At 33.7% G+C, this 16,526-nt stretch carries 15 protein-coding genes and 1 other RNA gene; 12 read left to right on the top strand and 4 right to left on the bottom strand.

The window, feature by feature from the left end; translation table 11 throughout:
• Positions 1–7 precede the first annotated feature (7 nt).
• The 5 genes from C683_RS01130 (at position 8) to C683_RS01110 (ending at position 4,046) form a co-directional block, all read left to right on the top strand.
• On the top strand, positions 8–679 hold the full coding sequence (locus tag C683_RS01130) for a PepSY domain-containing protein (protein WP_040388546.1): 672 nt from the start codon (positions 8–10) through the stop codon (positions 677–679).
• A gap of 91 nt (positions 680–770) precedes the next feature.
• Positions 771–1,670: a DMT family transporter gene (locus C683_RS01125; RefSeq protein WP_009488497.1), complete on the top strand. Its 900-nt coding sequence runs from the start codon at positions 771–773 to the stop codon at positions 1,668–1,670.
• A 4-nt stretch (positions 1,671–1,674) separates the two neighbouring features.
• Positions 1,675–2,490 (top strand): glutamate racemase, encoded by an 816-nt coding sequence (gene murI, locus C683_RS01120; protein WP_009488496.1) that lies wholly within the window; start codon positions 1,675–1,677, stop codon positions 2,488–2,490.
• Positions 2,474–3,544 (top strand): XTP/dITP diphosphatase, encoded by a 1,071-nt coding sequence (locus tag C683_RS06435; RefSeq protein WP_009488495.1) that lies wholly within the window; start codon positions 2,474–2,476, stop codon positions 3,542–3,544. Before murI ends, C683_RS06435 begins: the two co-directional genes overlap by 17 nt.
• On the top strand, positions 3,522–4,046 hold the full coding sequence (locus C683_RS01110; protein WP_009488494.1) for a metallophosphoesterase: 525 nt from the start codon (positions 3,522–3,524) through the stop codon (positions 4,044–4,046). The genes C683_RS06435 and C683_RS01110 overlap by 23 nt, the downstream gene beginning before the upstream one ends.
• 277 nt (positions 4,047–4,323) lie before the next feature.
• Here the strand turns inward: C683_RS01110 and ssrA are convergent.
• Together ssrA and C683_RS01105 are read right to left on the bottom strand one after the other, a co-directional pair.
• Positions 4,324–4,685: a transfer-messenger RNA gene (gene ssrA, locus C683_RS06430) on the bottom strand.
• A 51-nt stretch (positions 4,686–4,736) separates the two neighbouring features.
• Positions 4,737–6,653, bottom strand: a complete 1,917-nt coding sequence (locus C683_RS01105; RefSeq protein WP_009488493.1) for an ABC-F family ATP-binding cassette domain-containing protein — start codon at positions 6,651–6,653, stop codon at positions 4,737–4,739.
• 162 nt (positions 6,654–6,815) lie between these two features.
• Here C683_RS01105 and C683_RS01100 point away from each other — a divergent pair, with 162 nt between their 5' ends.
• The 6 genes from C683_RS01100 (at position 6,816) to C683_RS01075 (ending at position 11,987) form a co-directional block, all read left to right on the top strand.
• Positions 6,816–7,463, top strand: coding sequence for a redox-sensing transcriptional repressor Rex (locus C683_RS01100; RefSeq protein WP_009488492.1), 648 nt, complete (start codon positions 6,816–6,818; stop codon positions 7,461–7,463).
• Between the two features lie 47 nt (positions 7,464–7,510).
• Positions 7,511–8,200: a tRNA (adenine(22)-N(1))-methyltransferase gene (locus C683_RS01095; protein ID WP_161599363.1), complete on the top strand. Its 690-nt coding sequence runs from the start codon at positions 7,511–7,513 to the stop codon at positions 8,198–8,200.
• The gene (locus tag C683_RS01090; RefSeq protein ID WP_009488490.1) at positions 8,194–9,306 is read left to right on the top strand and encodes a Nif3-like dinuclear metal center hexameric protein; all 1,113 of its coding nucleotides are present in this window, start codon (positions 8,194–8,196) and stop codon (positions 9,304–9,306) included. Before C683_RS01095 ends, C683_RS01090 begins: the two co-directional genes overlap by 7 nt.
• A gap of 33 nt (positions 9,307–9,339) precedes the next feature.
• Positions 9,340–10,578 carry a peptidase T gene (pepT, locus tag C683_RS01085; protein ID WP_009488489.1) on the top strand — a complete coding sequence of 413 codons (1,239 nt, stop codon included), beginning with the start codon at positions 9,340–9,342 and terminating at the stop codon, positions 10,576–10,578.
• 72 nt (positions 10,579–10,650) lie between these two features.
• Entirely contained in the window at positions 10,651–11,562 is a 912-nt protein-coding gene (locus C683_RS01080) for a DUF4767 domain-containing protein (RefSeq protein ID WP_009488488.1), read from the top strand.
• Between the two features lie 68 nt (positions 11,563–11,630).
• Entirely contained in the window at positions 11,631–11,987 is a 357-nt protein-coding gene (locus C683_RS01075; protein ID WP_009488487.1) for a hypothetical protein, read from the top strand.
• Positions 11,988–12,028: 41 nt separating this feature from the next.
• On the opposite strand, the gene C683_RS01070 is transcribed toward C683_RS01075, so the two are convergent.
• On the bottom strand, positions 12,029–13,207 hold the full coding sequence (locus tag C683_RS01070) for a nucleoside transporter C-terminal domain-containing protein (protein ID WP_009488486.1): 1,179 nt from the start codon (positions 13,205–13,207) through the stop codon (positions 12,029–12,031).
• A gap of 245 nt (positions 13,208–13,452) precedes the next feature.
• Here C683_RS01070 and glmS point away from each other — a divergent pair, with 245 nt between their 5' ends.
• A complete protein-coding gene (gene glmS / locus C683_RS01065) occupies positions 13,453–15,252 on the top strand; it encodes a glutamine--fructose-6-phosphate transaminase (isomerizing) (protein ID WP_009488485.1) in 1,800 nt (599 codons plus the stop codon).
• A 538-nt stretch (positions 15,253–15,790) separates the two neighbouring features.
• On the opposite strand, the gene C683_RS01055 is transcribed toward glmS, so the two are convergent.
• Positions 15,791–16,342 carry a hypothetical protein gene (locus C683_RS01055; RefSeq protein ID WP_009488483.1) on the bottom strand — a complete coding sequence of 184 codons (552 nt, stop codon included), beginning with the start codon at positions 16,340–16,342 and terminating at the stop codon, positions 15,791–15,793.
• Between the last annotated feature and the right edge of the window lie 184 nt (positions 16,343–16,526).

The raw sequence follows: 16,526 nt of genomic DNA, 5'->3' as shown, positions 1-16,526 counted from the left end.
GGAAAAAATGAAATTAAAAACGTTATGGATTACTATTATTTCTCTATTCATTTGTGCAGGGATCTTAGGAGTTATTTTATATGAAAGTAGAGAATTAAATAAGAACCTTTCAGCTATTCGTCAATCAAAAAAAGCGCTGAATGATTCTTCTTTGTCCTCTAATAGCGAAATTAGGGATGATTCGCAAAGTATAGATGAAACGTCTATTCTTAAAAATGAAGTTAGAAGTATCGAGCCATATACTGATTTAGATTTTATTAAAAAGATAAAGGAACAAGAAAAAGGAGAATTGTTGGAAGTTAAGGTTGAATACGAAGGGAATCAACCCGTTTACCAAATTAAGCTTCAAAAAAGAGCAGCAGAATGGGAAGGAATTTTTAATGCTCAAACTAAAAAGTTATTATATACAGAACAAGAGGAAGAATATGATAACAGAACTATGAATTTTTCTTCTATTCGTCTTAACCCTAAAAAAGCAATTTCTTTTGCGAAAAAGAAAGTAGGGGGAATCCCTACTTCTTGGCAATTGGAATTAGAGCAAATAGGTGAGCCTCCTATTTATACCATTGATCTAAAAAGAATGGAAGATGGGAAAATAGAAGAAGCAGAAGTTAAAATTGATAGTGGGACTGGCAAAGTGATATCTGTAGAAAAAGAATTAGATGAAATAGATGACTAAAAGTTGGAAGATTTCTTCCAACTTTTTTTGTTGGGATAAAAGCGTTTTTTGTGAAACGTGATAAAATAAATAAATAGAGAGGAGAAATGATATGAAAGAAAAACAAAAAGGAGTACTATTAGCGATTATTGGTGCTTTATGTTGGGGGATTCAAGGACCGATTTCCCAATTTTTATTCCAAGAAATTACACTCCCAACCGAATGGCTGATGGGTGTGAAGATGACCTTAGCTGGAATTTTAATTTTGTTATTTACTGCTTGGAAAGAAAAAAAAGCCATTTTTGGTCCCTTTAAAAATAAAAAAGATACGATTCAATTACTATTATATGCTTATGTTGGATTAGCTTTGGTTCAATATATGTATTTTTTAACCATTAAAGCCAGTGATGCTGGAACAGCAACGATTTTGCAAAGCTTAGGTACAATTATGATTATCATTTTTACTATCTTTGTTTATCATAAGTGGCCCAATCGCAACGAATGGATTGCGGTAGTCGTAGCAATTATTGGTACTTATTTGTTAGTGACTCAACATGGAACGTTAGCGATTACAAAGAAAGCTTTAATTTTTGGATTATTATTAGCCTTTGGTGGCGCGATGCAAACGATGTTACCTGTACAATTATTAAAGAAATATAGTTCCTTTACTTTATTAGGATGGGGCATGTTATTTGGTGGTTTGTTATTTTCTATTATTCATCCATTTTGGGAAAATACTCCAGAAATGAATGGAATGACAATTAGTGCATTAATTTTTATTGTCTTATTTGGAACCGTTCTTTCTTATATTTGTTTTACAACAAGTTTGAAATATATTTCTGCTACTTCAGCTGGACTTCTTGCTTCCTTTGAACCAGCTTCAGCAACTTTAGGAGCAGTTCTCTTTTTAGGTACAAGTTTTACAGGCACACAAGTAATTGGAGCTTTACTTGTTCTAAGTACAGTCTTTATTTTAGCGCTACCGATTCCAAAGAAGAAAGGAGAACAATAAAATTATGCGTATTGGCGTATTAGATTCCGGAATTGGTGGATTAACCGTTTTAAAAACATTGATTGAAAATTTAGGAGCTCAGGAATATGTTTACTTTGGGGATGAAATTCATATGCCTTATGGAGAAAAACCATTAGCTCAAGTTCATGAATATGTTGAAAATATCGCTCAGTTTTTATATCAAGAAGAAAATATTGATCTTTTAGTTATTGCTTGTAATACCGCAACTGTAGCAAGTTTTCATATTTTACAAGAAGAATTATCGATTCCAGTCGTAGGAATGATTCAGCCAGGAAGTCAATTAGCATTAGAAAAAAGTAATAATCGACATATTGGTGTTTTAGCAACAAGAGGAACCGTCCAAAGTGAAGCTTATTTACAAAAATTGAAAGAGTTGGCGCCAGATTGTCAAGTCGTTCAAGAAGCTTGTCCTGATTTTGTGACGTTAATTGAAAAAACTCATGTTGCTCAAAAAGAGAAAGAACAAGCGATTTTCCAACATTGGACAAAATTATATCAACAAGATTCAAAAATTGATACAGTGATTTTAGGATGTACTCATTTTCCTATTTGGCAAGCGAACTTTCAAAAATATTTACCTTCTATCCATTGGGTAAATCCAGCGGAAGAAGTAGCTCGACAAGCAAAAAACTATGTCCCTAAAGAAGACAAAAAGGCAACTTTTACTTTTTATATTACAACAGGAAAAGAAGCATTTACGCAGCATTTAGAACAAATGTTGCCACATCTACCAATGGAAACAACAAGAATTAAGATCTTTGATTGGAAGAAAAGAGGATATGATGGAACAAAAAATTAAAAAATTAAACTGGTCTTCTTTTGAAAAAGAAACCGTAATTCAAGTCGAAGAAGAAAAAGGCTTTGCGATTTTTTCTTATCAACCTAATTCACAATTGATTTGGCAAAATATTCCAGAAACGATACAAAACTATCTTCTTCGTTTAGCTAAAAAAGAATTGACAGGAATCATCAAAGTAGAAACGTATGGTCAAGTGTCTCTATCTACGATTTATAATGGATGCTATTTCCTTTGTTCTTTCTACCATGATTTATCTACAAGCTTAGTGATAGAAAATGAAGACTTATGCGTTGGTTTTAATGATTATGGAGATTTAACAGAGTGTCAAATGAAGACAATCCAAACCATGCCAGAATGGAATGAAAACTTAGCTATATTGAGCCAACAATATAATCAAATCGCAGCGCAATGGAACTTTGGAAAGGAAAAAGGAAAGATGACAGAAAAAGAAATCGTAATTGCTACAAAAAATAAAGGTAAAGCAAAAGAATTTACGAATTTATTTGGTGAAAAAGGATATACAGTAAAAACATTACTAGATTTTCCAGAAATTGGTGATATCGCAGAAACAGGTTCTACGTTTACAGAGAACGCTCTACAAAAAGCACAAACCATTGCGGACTTATTACAGCGTCCTGTATTAGCGGATGATTCTGGTCTATGTGTCGATGCACTTCATGGAAAACCAGGGATTTATTCCGCTCGTTTTGCTAAAGATCATGATGATGCAGCGAATAATGCCAAATTATTGAGTGAGTTAGCAGGAGTTCCTGCTTTGGAAAGAACAGCTCATTTCCATTGTACCTTGGCTTTTGTTGCTCCGCATAAAGAACCATTAATTGTTGAAGGAGAAGTGGAAGGGTTAATTCATTCCTTCCCAGAAGGAGAAAATGGATTTGGCTATGATCCATTATTCTATTTACCAGAATTAGATTGTACGATGGCACAATTATCTCCAGAACAAAAAAATCAATTAAGTCATCGTGCAGTAGCTTTAAAACGTTTAGAAAAAGTATGGGAGGATTGGATGAATGAAACTACTATTGATGAGTGATACACATGGTCAAACGAAACGACTAGAACAAGCAATTCAACGTCATGAAAAGGAAGTAGATTTAATTTTACATGCTGGAGATAGTGAATTAGAAGATCAAGATCCAATTTTTAAAAAAATAATGGCAGTGGCAGGAAACTGTGATTTTCCTTCTGAACAAAAACCAAAAGAAAGAATAATTGAAAAAGAAGGAGAAACAATCTTTTTGGGTCATGGACATCAGGCACAAGTTAATTTTGGTTTATTATCTTTAGATTTATTAGCAGCAGAAAAAGGGGCACAAATTGTCGTTTATGGTCATACTCATGTGCCTTTTGTTCAATATGCTGAGGAGAGTGATCGTTTGATTATCAATCCAGGAAGCTTAGAATTTCCAAGAAATTTACCACCAAAAGCAAGTTATGCTATAGTAGAAACTACACCAGAACAACACAAAATTTCTTGGTATAGCGCATCAGGAGAAGAAAAACAAACGCTTACTTATACAAGGAAAAATAAGTAATTAATACGGAAAAACAATGGTAGATAATTCTTGCCATTGTTTTTTTATTCATAAGTGTTTGCAAAAAATGAAAACAAAATTGTATGGCATTTATGTATAATGAGCTTAAAAGAAAGAGTATTCATATTGAGAAAAAAAGTAATTATTATAAATTGCCATTTATACATATGAATACATTTTTATTTGGGATAGTGATGACTAATTATCAATCAATAAATTAGGGATGAATGAAATAGAGAAAAGAAAAAGGATACGGAAAATTCCGTATCCTTTTTTGTTATGGAGACGGTGGGAGTCGAACCCACGTCCAAATATATCGCCACTTCAGCTTCTACACTCATAGTTGCTTTATATTCATTCGCTTTTATTAGGAACGAAACAACACGTCTAATAAAAGCTAGTCTGGAATTCTCTTATTTATTTCTCAGACGGCAAAATAAATCGTATCCCACTTTCTCTGAAACCAAGAATTCCACATGGGCGATAGAATTCTTAGCTTTCGCCACTGCTTATTAGGCAGCTAATGCGAAGTTGTTATTGTTTTCTTTTGCAGTTATATTTAACTGTGCCTTTTAACGTAGATGCACTACGGAATGCTACTCAAGTTCGAACTATACCTGTCGAATCCGTAACGTCCCCTTAATATGCCTCTATTATACAAGAGGCATTATTGAAATGCAACGATTCTGTTTATTCCTCCAAAAGAAGGGCTTTTTCTTCCCATTCTTCTGCGGCTTGCTCATACTCTTCTTCGAGTTGAGCTACAGTTTCATGCATTTGATTTAAGGCATAGGAGTCATTTTGATATTCAGGAAGACACATTTCTTCTTGGATTTGTGTGATTTTTTGTTCTAATTCTTCCATTTTTTCTTCTAAAGCATCAACTGCTCGTTGTAATTTACGACGTTCTTTTTGTTCTTCTTTTGAAGATAAATATTGAGCTTTAGTAGAAGAGATAATTTCTTCTTTTTGTTCTTCTTCTTTTAAAAGAGATTTTTTTTCTTCTTCTTCTGCTTTTTTCTCTTCATAATAATCGTAATCTCCGTGATACAAAATCGATCCTTCAGGAGTTAATTCAATGATTTTTGTTGCGATACGATTAATAAAATAACGGTCATGACTCACAAATAGAAGAGTACCTTCATAATGAATTAAAGCGTCTTCTAATACTTCTTTACTATCTAAATCTAAATGGTTTGTTGGTTCATCTAGAATTAAGAAGTTTTCTTTTTGCATTGCAAGTTTTGCCAACAATAGGCGAGCTTTTTCGCCACCAGAGAGTTGAGCAACAGTCTTTTTAATATCTTCTCCTTTAAATAAAACACTGGCAAGTACCGTACGAATATCTTTTTCGTTGGTTAACGGATGTTCATCCCATAATTCTTGTAATACAGTTTTTTTAGGATGTAAAGAAGCTTGTTCTTGGTCATAATAACCAATTTCTACATTAGTACCAAAATGAATTGTTCCTGCTAGTGAAGGAATTTGTTTCATAATGGTTTTTAAAAGCGTAGACTTACCAATTCCGTTAGGTCCCACAATGGCAATGGCTTCTTGTTTACGAATATCCATTTGAATGTTCTTTGCTAAAGGAGTTTCATAGCCAATAGCTAAATCTTCTGTTTGTAAGACTACATTTCCAGAAGGTTGATCAATTGGAAAATGTAAACGGACAGATTCCGTATTCGCGGTTGGCGCTACAATGCGATCCATTTTTTCCAATTGTTTTTGACGACTTTGAGCTCGTTTCGTCGTAGAAGCACGAGCCATATTCTTTTGAATGAAAGTTTCCATTTTTTTAATTTCTTGTTGTTGCTTTTCATATTGTTTTTGTTGAGAAAGCAATTGCGTTTCTTTTTCAATCGTATATTGTGTGTAGTTTCCAACATAATGCTTACATTGCCCAAACTCTAACTCATAGACTTCATTAACGACTTTATCTAAGAAATAACGGTCGTGGCTGACAATAAGTAGAGCACCAACATAACCTTGTAAATAATTTTCTAACCAACGTAAAGTTTCAATATCTAGGTGGTTCGTTGGTTCATCCAAAATTAATAAATCTGGGCAAGTAAGTAACATTTTTGCCAAGGCTAAACGTGTTTTTTGTCCTCCAGAAAGGTCAGAAATTGGGGTGTCAAAATCAGATTCATAAAATTGGAATCCATGGAGAACTGAACGAATTTCTGATTCATAGGCATAGCCGTTTTCTTCTTGAAATTGATGCTGTAATTGGTCGTATTGTTGCATCAAACGTGTCAGTTCTTCGCCGCTAACTTCTGCCATTTCATTCTCTAATCGACGTAGTTCTTTTTCCTTTTGAATTAAAGGAGAAAAAGGTTCTAACATTTCTTGATAAATGGTTTTTTGACTATGTAAACCTGTATTTTGTTCCAAATATCCAATCGTTAAATCTTTTCTTTTAATTACTTCTCCTTCATCAGGACGAGTTTCTCCTGCGATAATTTTTAACAAAGTAGATTTTCCAGCTCCATTTCGACCGACAAGAGCAATTCTACTTTTATCTTGAATTTCCATTTGTACATGTGAAAATAAGACGTCTGCTCCAAAATGACGCGCTACGTCTTGTAATTGTAAGATAATCATAATTTTCTCCGTTTCTCATTCCATTTCTATTTTTATTCTACATGATATTTTTATAAGTGACTACTGACAAAATTGCGTCTATATTTTAGACATTTTTCACAAAGCTATGATAAAATAGAATTGGTAAAAGTATGTGTAATGTATGAAGAAAGGAATAAAAATATGTCTAGAAAAAAAGAATTAATGATTCCCAAAGCAACGGCAAAACGCCTACCGATTTATTATCGCTATGTTCGCACATTAGAAGAAGAAGGCGTACAAAAGTTTTCGTCCGCTGATTTAAGCGCTGCTGTTCATGTTGATAGCGCAACCATTCGTCGTGATTTTTCTTATTTTGGTGAATTAGGGAAACGTGGTTATGGTTATGATGTTCACCACATTTTATGCTTTTTCTCTGAAATTTTAAATGAAGATCGTCTGATGAATGTCGCTGTTGTTGGTATTGGGAATTTAGGAAGTGCGATTTTAAACTTTAAATTTCAAAATACAAAAAATATTCGCGTAAGCTGTGCTTTTGATATTCGTGAAGATTTAGTAGGCCGTATTATTGATGGCGTTCCAGTATATGATATGAAAGATTTAAAACAACAAATTCATCGTCAAAATATTGAAATTGCCGTTTTAACGATTCCAGAAGAACAAGCACAAGAAGCAGCTGATGCTCTTGTGGATGCAGGAGTCAAAGGGATTTTAAACTTTACTCCACAACATTTATCAGTACCAAAAGGGGTACAAGTACAAAATATTGATTTAACAACCGAATTACAAACGTTAATCTATTTTGTAAAAGCAAATGAAGCCAACGAATAAAACATGATATACTAAAGGTAAATTTTTAGAAAGTTATGGTGAAGAATTTGAAACAAGAGTTAAACTCAGAACGTTTATTGCGCGTAGCAAAAGAAATAACCCCAGGAAGTCGAGTGGCCGATATTGGTACGGATCATGCCTATTTACCAGTATATTTGATTGAAAATCAGATTGCTTCTTACGTTATTGGTAGTGAAATTGCGGAAGGCCCTTTAGAAAATGGTCGAGCAAATGTTGCCAAAGCTGGATTATCAAAGCAAATTGAATTGCGTTTTGGTAGCGGAGTAGAAACTTTAACTACAGATGATCATATCGATACGATTACGATTTGTGGAATGGGTGGAAAGACCATTGTTTCAATTTTAGCTAAAGGCTGGGAAGATGGATTACTACCTGTAAAAGAATTAGTATTGCAACCAAATACAGATGAACATCTGGTTCGCTTTTGGTTAACTCAACATGGGTATACAATCACCAATGAGTCTTTATTAACAGAAAGAAAAGGAACTTACGAAATTATCACTGCTCAATATACAGAAGAAGTTCCTACGTATTCACATTTAGAATTACGTTTTGGTCCTTTCTTATTAGCAGAGAAAAGTGTAGAATTTCAAGAAAAACAACAAAAAGAGTTAGAAAATTACCAAAGAGTATATCAAAAAATCCCTGAAGGAACAGCGAAGGCAAATTACATTGCCCAAAAGATAAAAGAACTTAAAGAGGTGCTGTCATGTTAGGAACAGAGTTGATTGCTCGCTTTGAACAACATTTTCCACTTTCTTTAGGAGAAAAAGGAGATCCAAATGGGCTACATATTGGCACATTGAATAAAGAAGTTCAACGAGTAATGATTACTTTAGATGTCCGTCCCAATGTTGTTGCTGAGGCAATTGAGAAAGAAGTGGATTTAATTATTGCTAAGCATCCACCACTATTTCGACCAGCAGAACGATTGACGGATGCAGATCCACAAACGAATATGTATTTAGATTTGATTGAACATCATATCGCAGTGTATGCTGCACATACAAATATGGACATTGTAGAAGACGGATTAAACGATTGGTTCTGTGAAGCTTTAGGTGTTCATGAGACAACATTTTTGACACAGACCCATGAATTTCCTTATTATATTCTACAAACTATGGTACCTACAGCATATGCTCAGACGGTTCGCTCTGCTTTAGCAGAAGCTGGAGCAGGGACGCTTGGTGCTTATGAAAAATGTAGTTTTAGTACGGTCGGTTTAGGTCGTTTCGAACCGACAATGGATGCTAATCCTTTTATTGGTAGTGAAAATCAATTAGAGGAAGTCGCAGAAGAAAAAATTGAAGTTTTAGTGGATCAAGCTTCATTATCTTCAGTGATTGCGGCACTGTTAGAACACCATCCTTATGAAACACCAAGTTATCAATGTTTCCCAACAACTGTTCCAACACAAACCTTTGGAATTGGTAGAATTGGGAATTTATCTGCACCTTGCTCATTAAAGGAATTAGCTGATAAAATAAAAGAGAAGTTCCACGTTGATCATGTACGATTAATTTCAAAAGAAGATAATCCAATGGTACAAAGAGTGGCCATTTGTGGTGGAAGTGGACAAAAATTTTATTCAGATGCTTTACGTAAGGGAGCAGATGTTTATATTACTGGTGACGTTTATTATCATACAGGACATGATATGTTAGAAACAGGAATGTCTGTCATTGATGCGGGTCACTATATTGAAAATTATTGTAAAGAGCGTCTTGTTACGCTATTAGAAGGTTGGAAGCAAGCGAACCACTGGGAAGTAGAGATATTTGCCAGTCAAGAGGATACTAATCCTTTTGTCGCTTACTAATATATATATTATGGATTTAAAGGAGGAAGAAAGATGTACGAAAATTTAGTACCTCGTTTCCTAAAATATGTAAAAATTAATACACGTTCAGATGCAACTAGCACAACTACTCCATCTACTCCATCACAAGTAGAATTTGCAAAAATGATGATGGAAGAATTAAAAGAGTTAGGGATGAGCGATGTTCATTACAACGAACATAATGGTTATGTAATTGCGACTTTACCAGCAAATACAGACAAAGAAGGAGTTCGTAGTATCGGTTTCTTATCTCATATGGATACTGCTGACTTCAACGCTGAAGGTGTAAATCCACAAATCGTTGAAAATTACGATGGAAAATCAGATATTCCTCTTGATAAAGAAGGAAAATATGTATTAAGTCCTAAAGATTTCCCTAACTTACACAATTATGAAGGAAATACATTAATTACTACCGATGGATCTACTTTATTAGGTGCCGATGATAAATCAGGAATTGCTGAAATTATGACAGCAATGGAATATTTCATTAAACATCCAGAAATTAAACATGGTAAAATCATGGTTGGTTTTGGTCCAGATGAAGAAATTGGTATCGGTGCTGATAAGTTTGATGTCAATGATTTTGATGTGGACTTTGCTTACACTATTGATGGTGGTCCATTAGGTGAATTAGAATATGAAACATTTAATGCCGCAGATGCACAAATTAAATTTGTTGGTAAAAATGTTCACCCAGGTACAGCGAAAGATACAATGGTTAATGCTTTGAAATTAGCGATTGCCTTTGATAACTACTTACCAAACTTAGAAACACCAGAAAATACAGACGGTTATGAAGGATTCTATCACTTATATGATTTAAGCGGAAATGAAGAAGAAGCAAATGCAGCTTACATTATTCGTGATCATAATCATGATAAATTTGAAGATCGTAAACAAACAATGCAATTTATCGCTAAACGTATGAATGAAGTATTAGGCATGGAACGTGTTCAAATTACATTGAACGATCAATACTACAACATGGGTGAAGTGATTGAAAAAGATATGTCTATCATCGACTTAGCAGAAGAAGCAATGCGCGAAGTAGGCATTACTCCAGATGTGAAACCAGTTCGTGGAGGAACAGATGGTTCTAAGATCAGCTTTATGGGTATTCCTACACCTAACATCTTTACTGGTGGAGAAAACATGCATGGTCGTTTTGAATTTATCTCTGTAGACACAATGAAAAAAGCAGTAGATACTATTATTAAATTAGTAGAATTAAACGAAGAAAAAGCATAAAAACAAACAAAATAAAGGAGAGAGATAAGGAGTTCCTTGTCTCTCTTTTTTACTTAATGTATGAGGGAAAAAATGAAAGTAAAAATTGGAATCAGTTTAATGATTGGATTATCACTACTTACTGCTTGTGGAGTAAAAGAAGAAACAACCACTTCTTCATCTTCCACCTCTGCTTCCAGTGCTTCTTTAAACGAAGAAGATTACCAAAAAGACTTAGCCCGAGCAGAAGATAATATCGATCAAGAAAATTGGAACACAGCGTTGCATGATTTAGACGAAGCAGCAAAGTATAAAAATACAGCACAAGTAAAAGGGTATCGTCTACAGATTCGTTCTTACCAAAAGGCAAAGGCACAAGAAGAGGCTGGAGATCTTTCTACAGCTGAAAAGTTATATACAGATGTTACAAAAGTAAAAAATGGCTATGCTCCATTAAAAGATAAAGCAGAGAAAAAATTAGAAGCATGTCAAAATAAAAAGAAAGAAGAAAACGAGTCTGTAAAAGAAGAAGTAAAAGTAGCAGATACTCAGGAGTCATCCATCCAACAAGAAGAAAGTACAAAATCTTCAGGTAACGTCTATTGGAATGCGCAAAAGAATCAACAACTGGGTCAGTATATGAAAGAATGGGAACAAGAGATGGACCAAAATTATACTCAAGGAGACGTCAATCCTAATCGTAATTCCATTTATATGACCGCAAGTTTTTTCCAAGATGGAAAAGGATTTGCAGTAGAAGGACAAACTGCTCCTATTGTAGCTAGTGCAGATGGAAATACTCAAGAAGGAGCCTATAATGTCGTCGCTGCCTATGCTTCGACTCCAGGAAAAGATAATCAAATTCGTCGTTATCTTTTTGCTATTCATCAAGGAGAGCCAATAGTTCTTGTAAATGAAGGAAAAGAAGAGAATGGAAATATTCTTTTTTATCCAACAAAAAATATTCCTCTACAACAAGAATTTACAAAATTAGTACAATCCTAAAAGCAGAGAAAAATTTTCTTTTTTGCTATAATAAAAGTGTAAGAAAAAAAGAAAAAGAGGCGATCAAAATGACAAAAGGTCAAAAAGGATTGTGGATTTGTTTAGGTGGTTTAACAGTGATTGGTGGAGCGTTACTTGCACTACGTCATGAAGAGAAAAAAGGAACAAAAGAAGAAGTAACTGACAAAAAAGAAGTAGACAAAGTAAATACTTCTCCTACAGATTCTACACCAAAAGAAGAAGAGATTACTGTTCCTTTGCCAGAAGAAAAAGTGGTCACTAAAAAAGAAGTGAATATCCAACCAACCTCTAAAGATGTGATAGAAGATAAAGAAGATGATTCTTTAAATTCAAAAGAAGAAAAAGAAATAACCGAGGATGATTCTTCTGAAAAAGAAGAAGTATCTACCGCTGTAGAAGAATAAAAAAAGAGTCGAGAATTTCTCGACTCTTTTTGTCTTTATGATTAGGCAACAAAGATACCTACGATAGAACCTGCAATTAAAGAAGAAATAAAGGCTACAAGTAACACTTTAAATCCTTTTTTGTAGAAGACATCGCTTTGTTTTTCGCTAACTCCTGAAATTGCTCCTCCAACGATACCGATAGAAGATAAATTCGCAAATGAAAGCATAGATACAGAAGCGATTGCTTTTGCGTGGTTTGAAAGATCCATGTTGGCCATGCTAGAGATAGAAACGAATTCGTTAGAAACTAATTTTGTAGCAATTAAGTTTCCAACTTCTAATGATTCGTTACCACATCCCATAATCCAAGCTAATGGACTGAAAACGTATCCTAAAATATGTTGGAAATCGATGCCAAAAGCGCCATCACAAATCATATTTAATAATTGAATTAATGCTAAGAAAGCCATTAAGCTGATACCGATAGCGATAACAGTGTTAAAACCAGTTGTAGCGTAATCTCCAATTACTTGTAGAACATTTCCAGCTGGTTTGTTATCAATAAAGCTCATATCTACTTCTGCCTCATTGTTGACATCGCGAGGGAAGACAATATTGATAACAAATAATCCCATGAAGATGTTCATTACAGTAGCTGTTACAACATAACGTGGTTCTAACATTTGTAAGTAGGCACCGATAATTGTACTAGAAATGGTACTTACCCCACAAATCGCCATAGCGTAAATTTGACGTGGGTTCAAATTATCGATAAATTCCTTCGCAGAGACGAATACTCCACTTTGACTTAACATAAAAGCATTGATTGAGTTGAAAGAAATTAACTCATCTTCTCCAGAAATAATTCCTAATGCTTTTCCTAACCATTTGCTGATGAATTGTAAAATTCCAAACTTCAATAATAAACCAACTAATACACTGATGAATAAAATAGGCATTAATGTATTTAAGATGAAAGTAATTTGACCTTTGTTTGTTAAATTACCAAATACAAATTCTACCCCACTCATCGCTGCGGTTGTTAAGTAATTAAAGAAGCTAGCAACTCCATTCGCTGCTGCAATCCCAAATTGAGTATTTAAGAAAATAAAAGCACACACTGCAGCGAGTACCAATAAGATGATTGGATACTTCCAACGAATGTTTTTACGATTGTCACTTAGTAAGAATAAAATTCCGATTAAAATGACAACACCAATAATTCCGATAAATTGCATCTCACCATTCCTTTACTATTAAATTTTCATTGTTGTATATTATAACGAAAAGAGCATCGGAATTCAAATCCTTTTTTTATTTTCTATAATATGAGAATTCAATATATACCAATTTAAATAAAAGTTTGACATGAATCTTTTAAGGTGCTATATTTACGATGTTAAATCAAGAGGTAAAGAAATAGTAATGGAATATACCAATTTAATTTATATCATTTGAAGTTTAGAAATTGTAGGAGGCTATTATGTGTGGAATCGTCGGAGTGGTTGGAAATCAAAATGCCACTGAAATGTTATTACAAGGATTAGAAAAATTAGAATATCGAGGCTATGATTCAGCAGGAATCTTTGTCTTAGATGGAAATAAAGAACAATTAGTAAAAGAAGTAGGTCGCATTAAAAACTTACGTGCGGCAGTAGAAAAAGAAAATGTAAGTGGAGCATTAGGAATTGGTCACACTCGTTGGGCAACACACGGCAAACCAACAAAAGATAATGCACACCCACATTGTTCAGAAGATCAACGTTATGCTTTAGTGCATAATGGGGTTATTGAAAATTATAAAGAGCTAAAAGAAAAATATTTACGTGATGTGAACTTCCATAGTGATACAGATACAGAAGTGATTGTCCAATTAGTAGGTCATTTTGCCAAAGAAGGTTTATCGACAAAAGAAGCATTCAAAAAAGTATTATCTGAATTAGAAGGTTCATATGCGTTAGCTTTGATTGATGTTCAAGATGAAAATACATTATATGTAGCGAAAAATAAAAGTCCATTATTAGTCGGCATTGGAGAAGACTTTCATGTAGTATGTAGTGATGCCATGGCTATGGTTGCTTATACAAAACAATTCTTAGAAATTATGGATAAAGAATTGGTAATTTTAACAAAAGAGGATGTAGTGATTGAAGATGTCCAAGGGCAAGTACAAGAACGTACTCCTTTTGAAGCAAAAGTAGATATGAGTGACATTGATAAAGGAACTTATGAACACTACATGTTAAAAGAAATTGATGAACAACCAGCAGTAATGCGTAAAATTATTCAAGCATATCAAGAAAAACCAATTTCTCAAGATTTATTAGCTCAAGTAGCACAAAGCGATCGTATCTATATTGTAGCTTGTGGAACAAGTGCTCATGCGGGTTGGATTGGTAAAAACTTAATCGAAAACTGGGCAGGAATTCCAGTAGAAGTACATATTGCAAGTGAATTTGGTTATCATCAACCTGTATTATCAGAACGTCCATTCTTCATCTTTATTAGTCAAAGTGGAGAAACTGCGGATAGCCGTCAAGTATTAGTAAAAGTAAAAGAACAGGGATATCCAATGTTAACTTTAACGAACGTAGAAGGATCTACGTTATCTCGTGAAGCGAATGCAACCTTATTATTACATGCAGGTCCAGAAATCGCAGTGGCTTCAACAAAAGCGTATACAGCTCAAGTAGCTGTCCTATCTATTTTAGCTCAAAATTTAGGGGCTTATTTAGGAAAAGAAGAAGCGAAAAAAGTAGATGTCTTCCATGAATTATCTATCGTAGCGAATGCTCAAGCGAGTGTATTGGCGCAACGCGATGAATTAGCAGAATTAGCAGATCGTTATTTAGCTCAAGCTTCTTCTACTTTCTACTTAGGTCGTTATAACGATTATTATGTTGCTTTAGAAGCGGCTTTGAAATTAAAAGAAATTTCTTATATTCAAGCGGAAGGATTTGCAGCAGGGGAATTAAAACATGGACCAATCGCTTTAATTGAAGAAGGAGTTCCAGTAGTCGTTTTAATGACAGATCCAACGACAGTAGCCCAAACACGAGGAAATATTGAAGAAGTTCAAAGTCGTGGAGCTGAAGTAATTTCTATTGCGACAGAAGAATTAGCTAACGAAAAAACAACTTTTGTGTTAGAAAATATTCATCCATTAATGACAGCATTAGTTTCTGTTGTTCCATGCCAATTATTAGCTTACTACACAACCCTACAAAAAGGATACGATGTAGATAAACCTCGTAACTTAGCAAAATCAGTAACAGTAGAATAATGAATCAAGAGTCTTTAAAAGTCTTCTCTTTTGAAGACTCTTTTTTTTGCTTTGTATAATCAAAGAGCAATTGGAAAGTAAGAAAAGAGATTTTATAAAAATACAGAGTAACTCGCTTTGGAATGTTTTTGGCATAATCCATAAATTCAAAAAGTATTAGTGATAATAAGAGTAGGATAAAGATATTAGAAAAAAACGGTGTTACAATAAATGTAGGATAAAAATGAAGGGTAAGTAAGAAAGAACGATGATTGATTTTATAAAGAATTTATTTTCTAGCCATCTTAGTGAAAAAGAAAAATATATTTACGCTCATATTGGTAAAATTGCTTTATGGCTCTTTCCAATTTTAGTTGTCCTTTTAAGTACAGCTCAAATTTGGTTCCATAGTTCCACTTTAAGATTATTAACCTTATTTTGTGGTGGAGCTTTTTTGGTTTTATTTTTACTATCACTATTTTTCAGCTTAAAATATAAAGAGTAGAATGATAAAGGACGAGGAAGTTTTCTCGTCCTTTTATTTTTTATTCATTCATTTTTAGATTTGACGATCGTAAAGAATCGGTTCTGAGAAGCCAAAAATTAGTTTTTCATGAGCATAGATTTTTTCATCTACTTGTAATTGATTTGGTGTAAAACATTCATTTAAAACAAAATAACGATCTTTTCCTGTTTGACTCACACTATGTGTAGTCCAATGACCTTCATCTGTTCGTTCAAAGATTGCTTCTTCAAATTGTGAGCTTTTTTGTAATTCACAATAATTGATAGTGGGAAAAGTAGCAACTGTTTTAATCACTTTTCCATCTGTTCCTTTAGGTAAGCGATAAGAATACATCTTAATTTTATTTTCGCTGATAGGCATAAATTGGAAGAGGTGAGCAGAAGTTTTGTTTTTTCCTTGTAATAAATAAGTGTTTTCTTCTAAAAGAAAAGCCATTTTTTCTTCTGGAAGTTGTTGGATTTTATCTGTAACAAGTGTGTTTTTGTGTTTAGCAAAGGGAAAATCTTCGCTCTTTTTTTCTTCCCACTGCTGACGATTATCAAAGTTTCCTACAAGATAAGAAAGAAATTCCTTCCATGTATCCATAATGATCATCCTTTCCATTGTGTTCGTATTTATCGTACTCTTTTTCACAAAGAAACTCAAAAATAAGTGCTATCCAAAAAGATGGAACTGAAAAAAACGTCAGTATTGAAAAAAATTTCAATATTAACAAAAAAAGAAGACCGGATTATGATAACTATTGTCAACAAAAGAGGTTGATGTCGAG

This window comes from Catellicoccus marimammalium M35/04/3 (genome assembly GCF_000313915.1).
GTDB classification, from domain to species: Bacteria; Bacillota; Bacilli; order Lactobacillales; family Catellicoccaceae; genus Catellicoccus; species Catellicoccus marimammalium.
The sequence above is the reverse complement of the archived record's forward strand: the minus strand, read 5'-3'. Positions and strand labels throughout refer to the sequence as shown.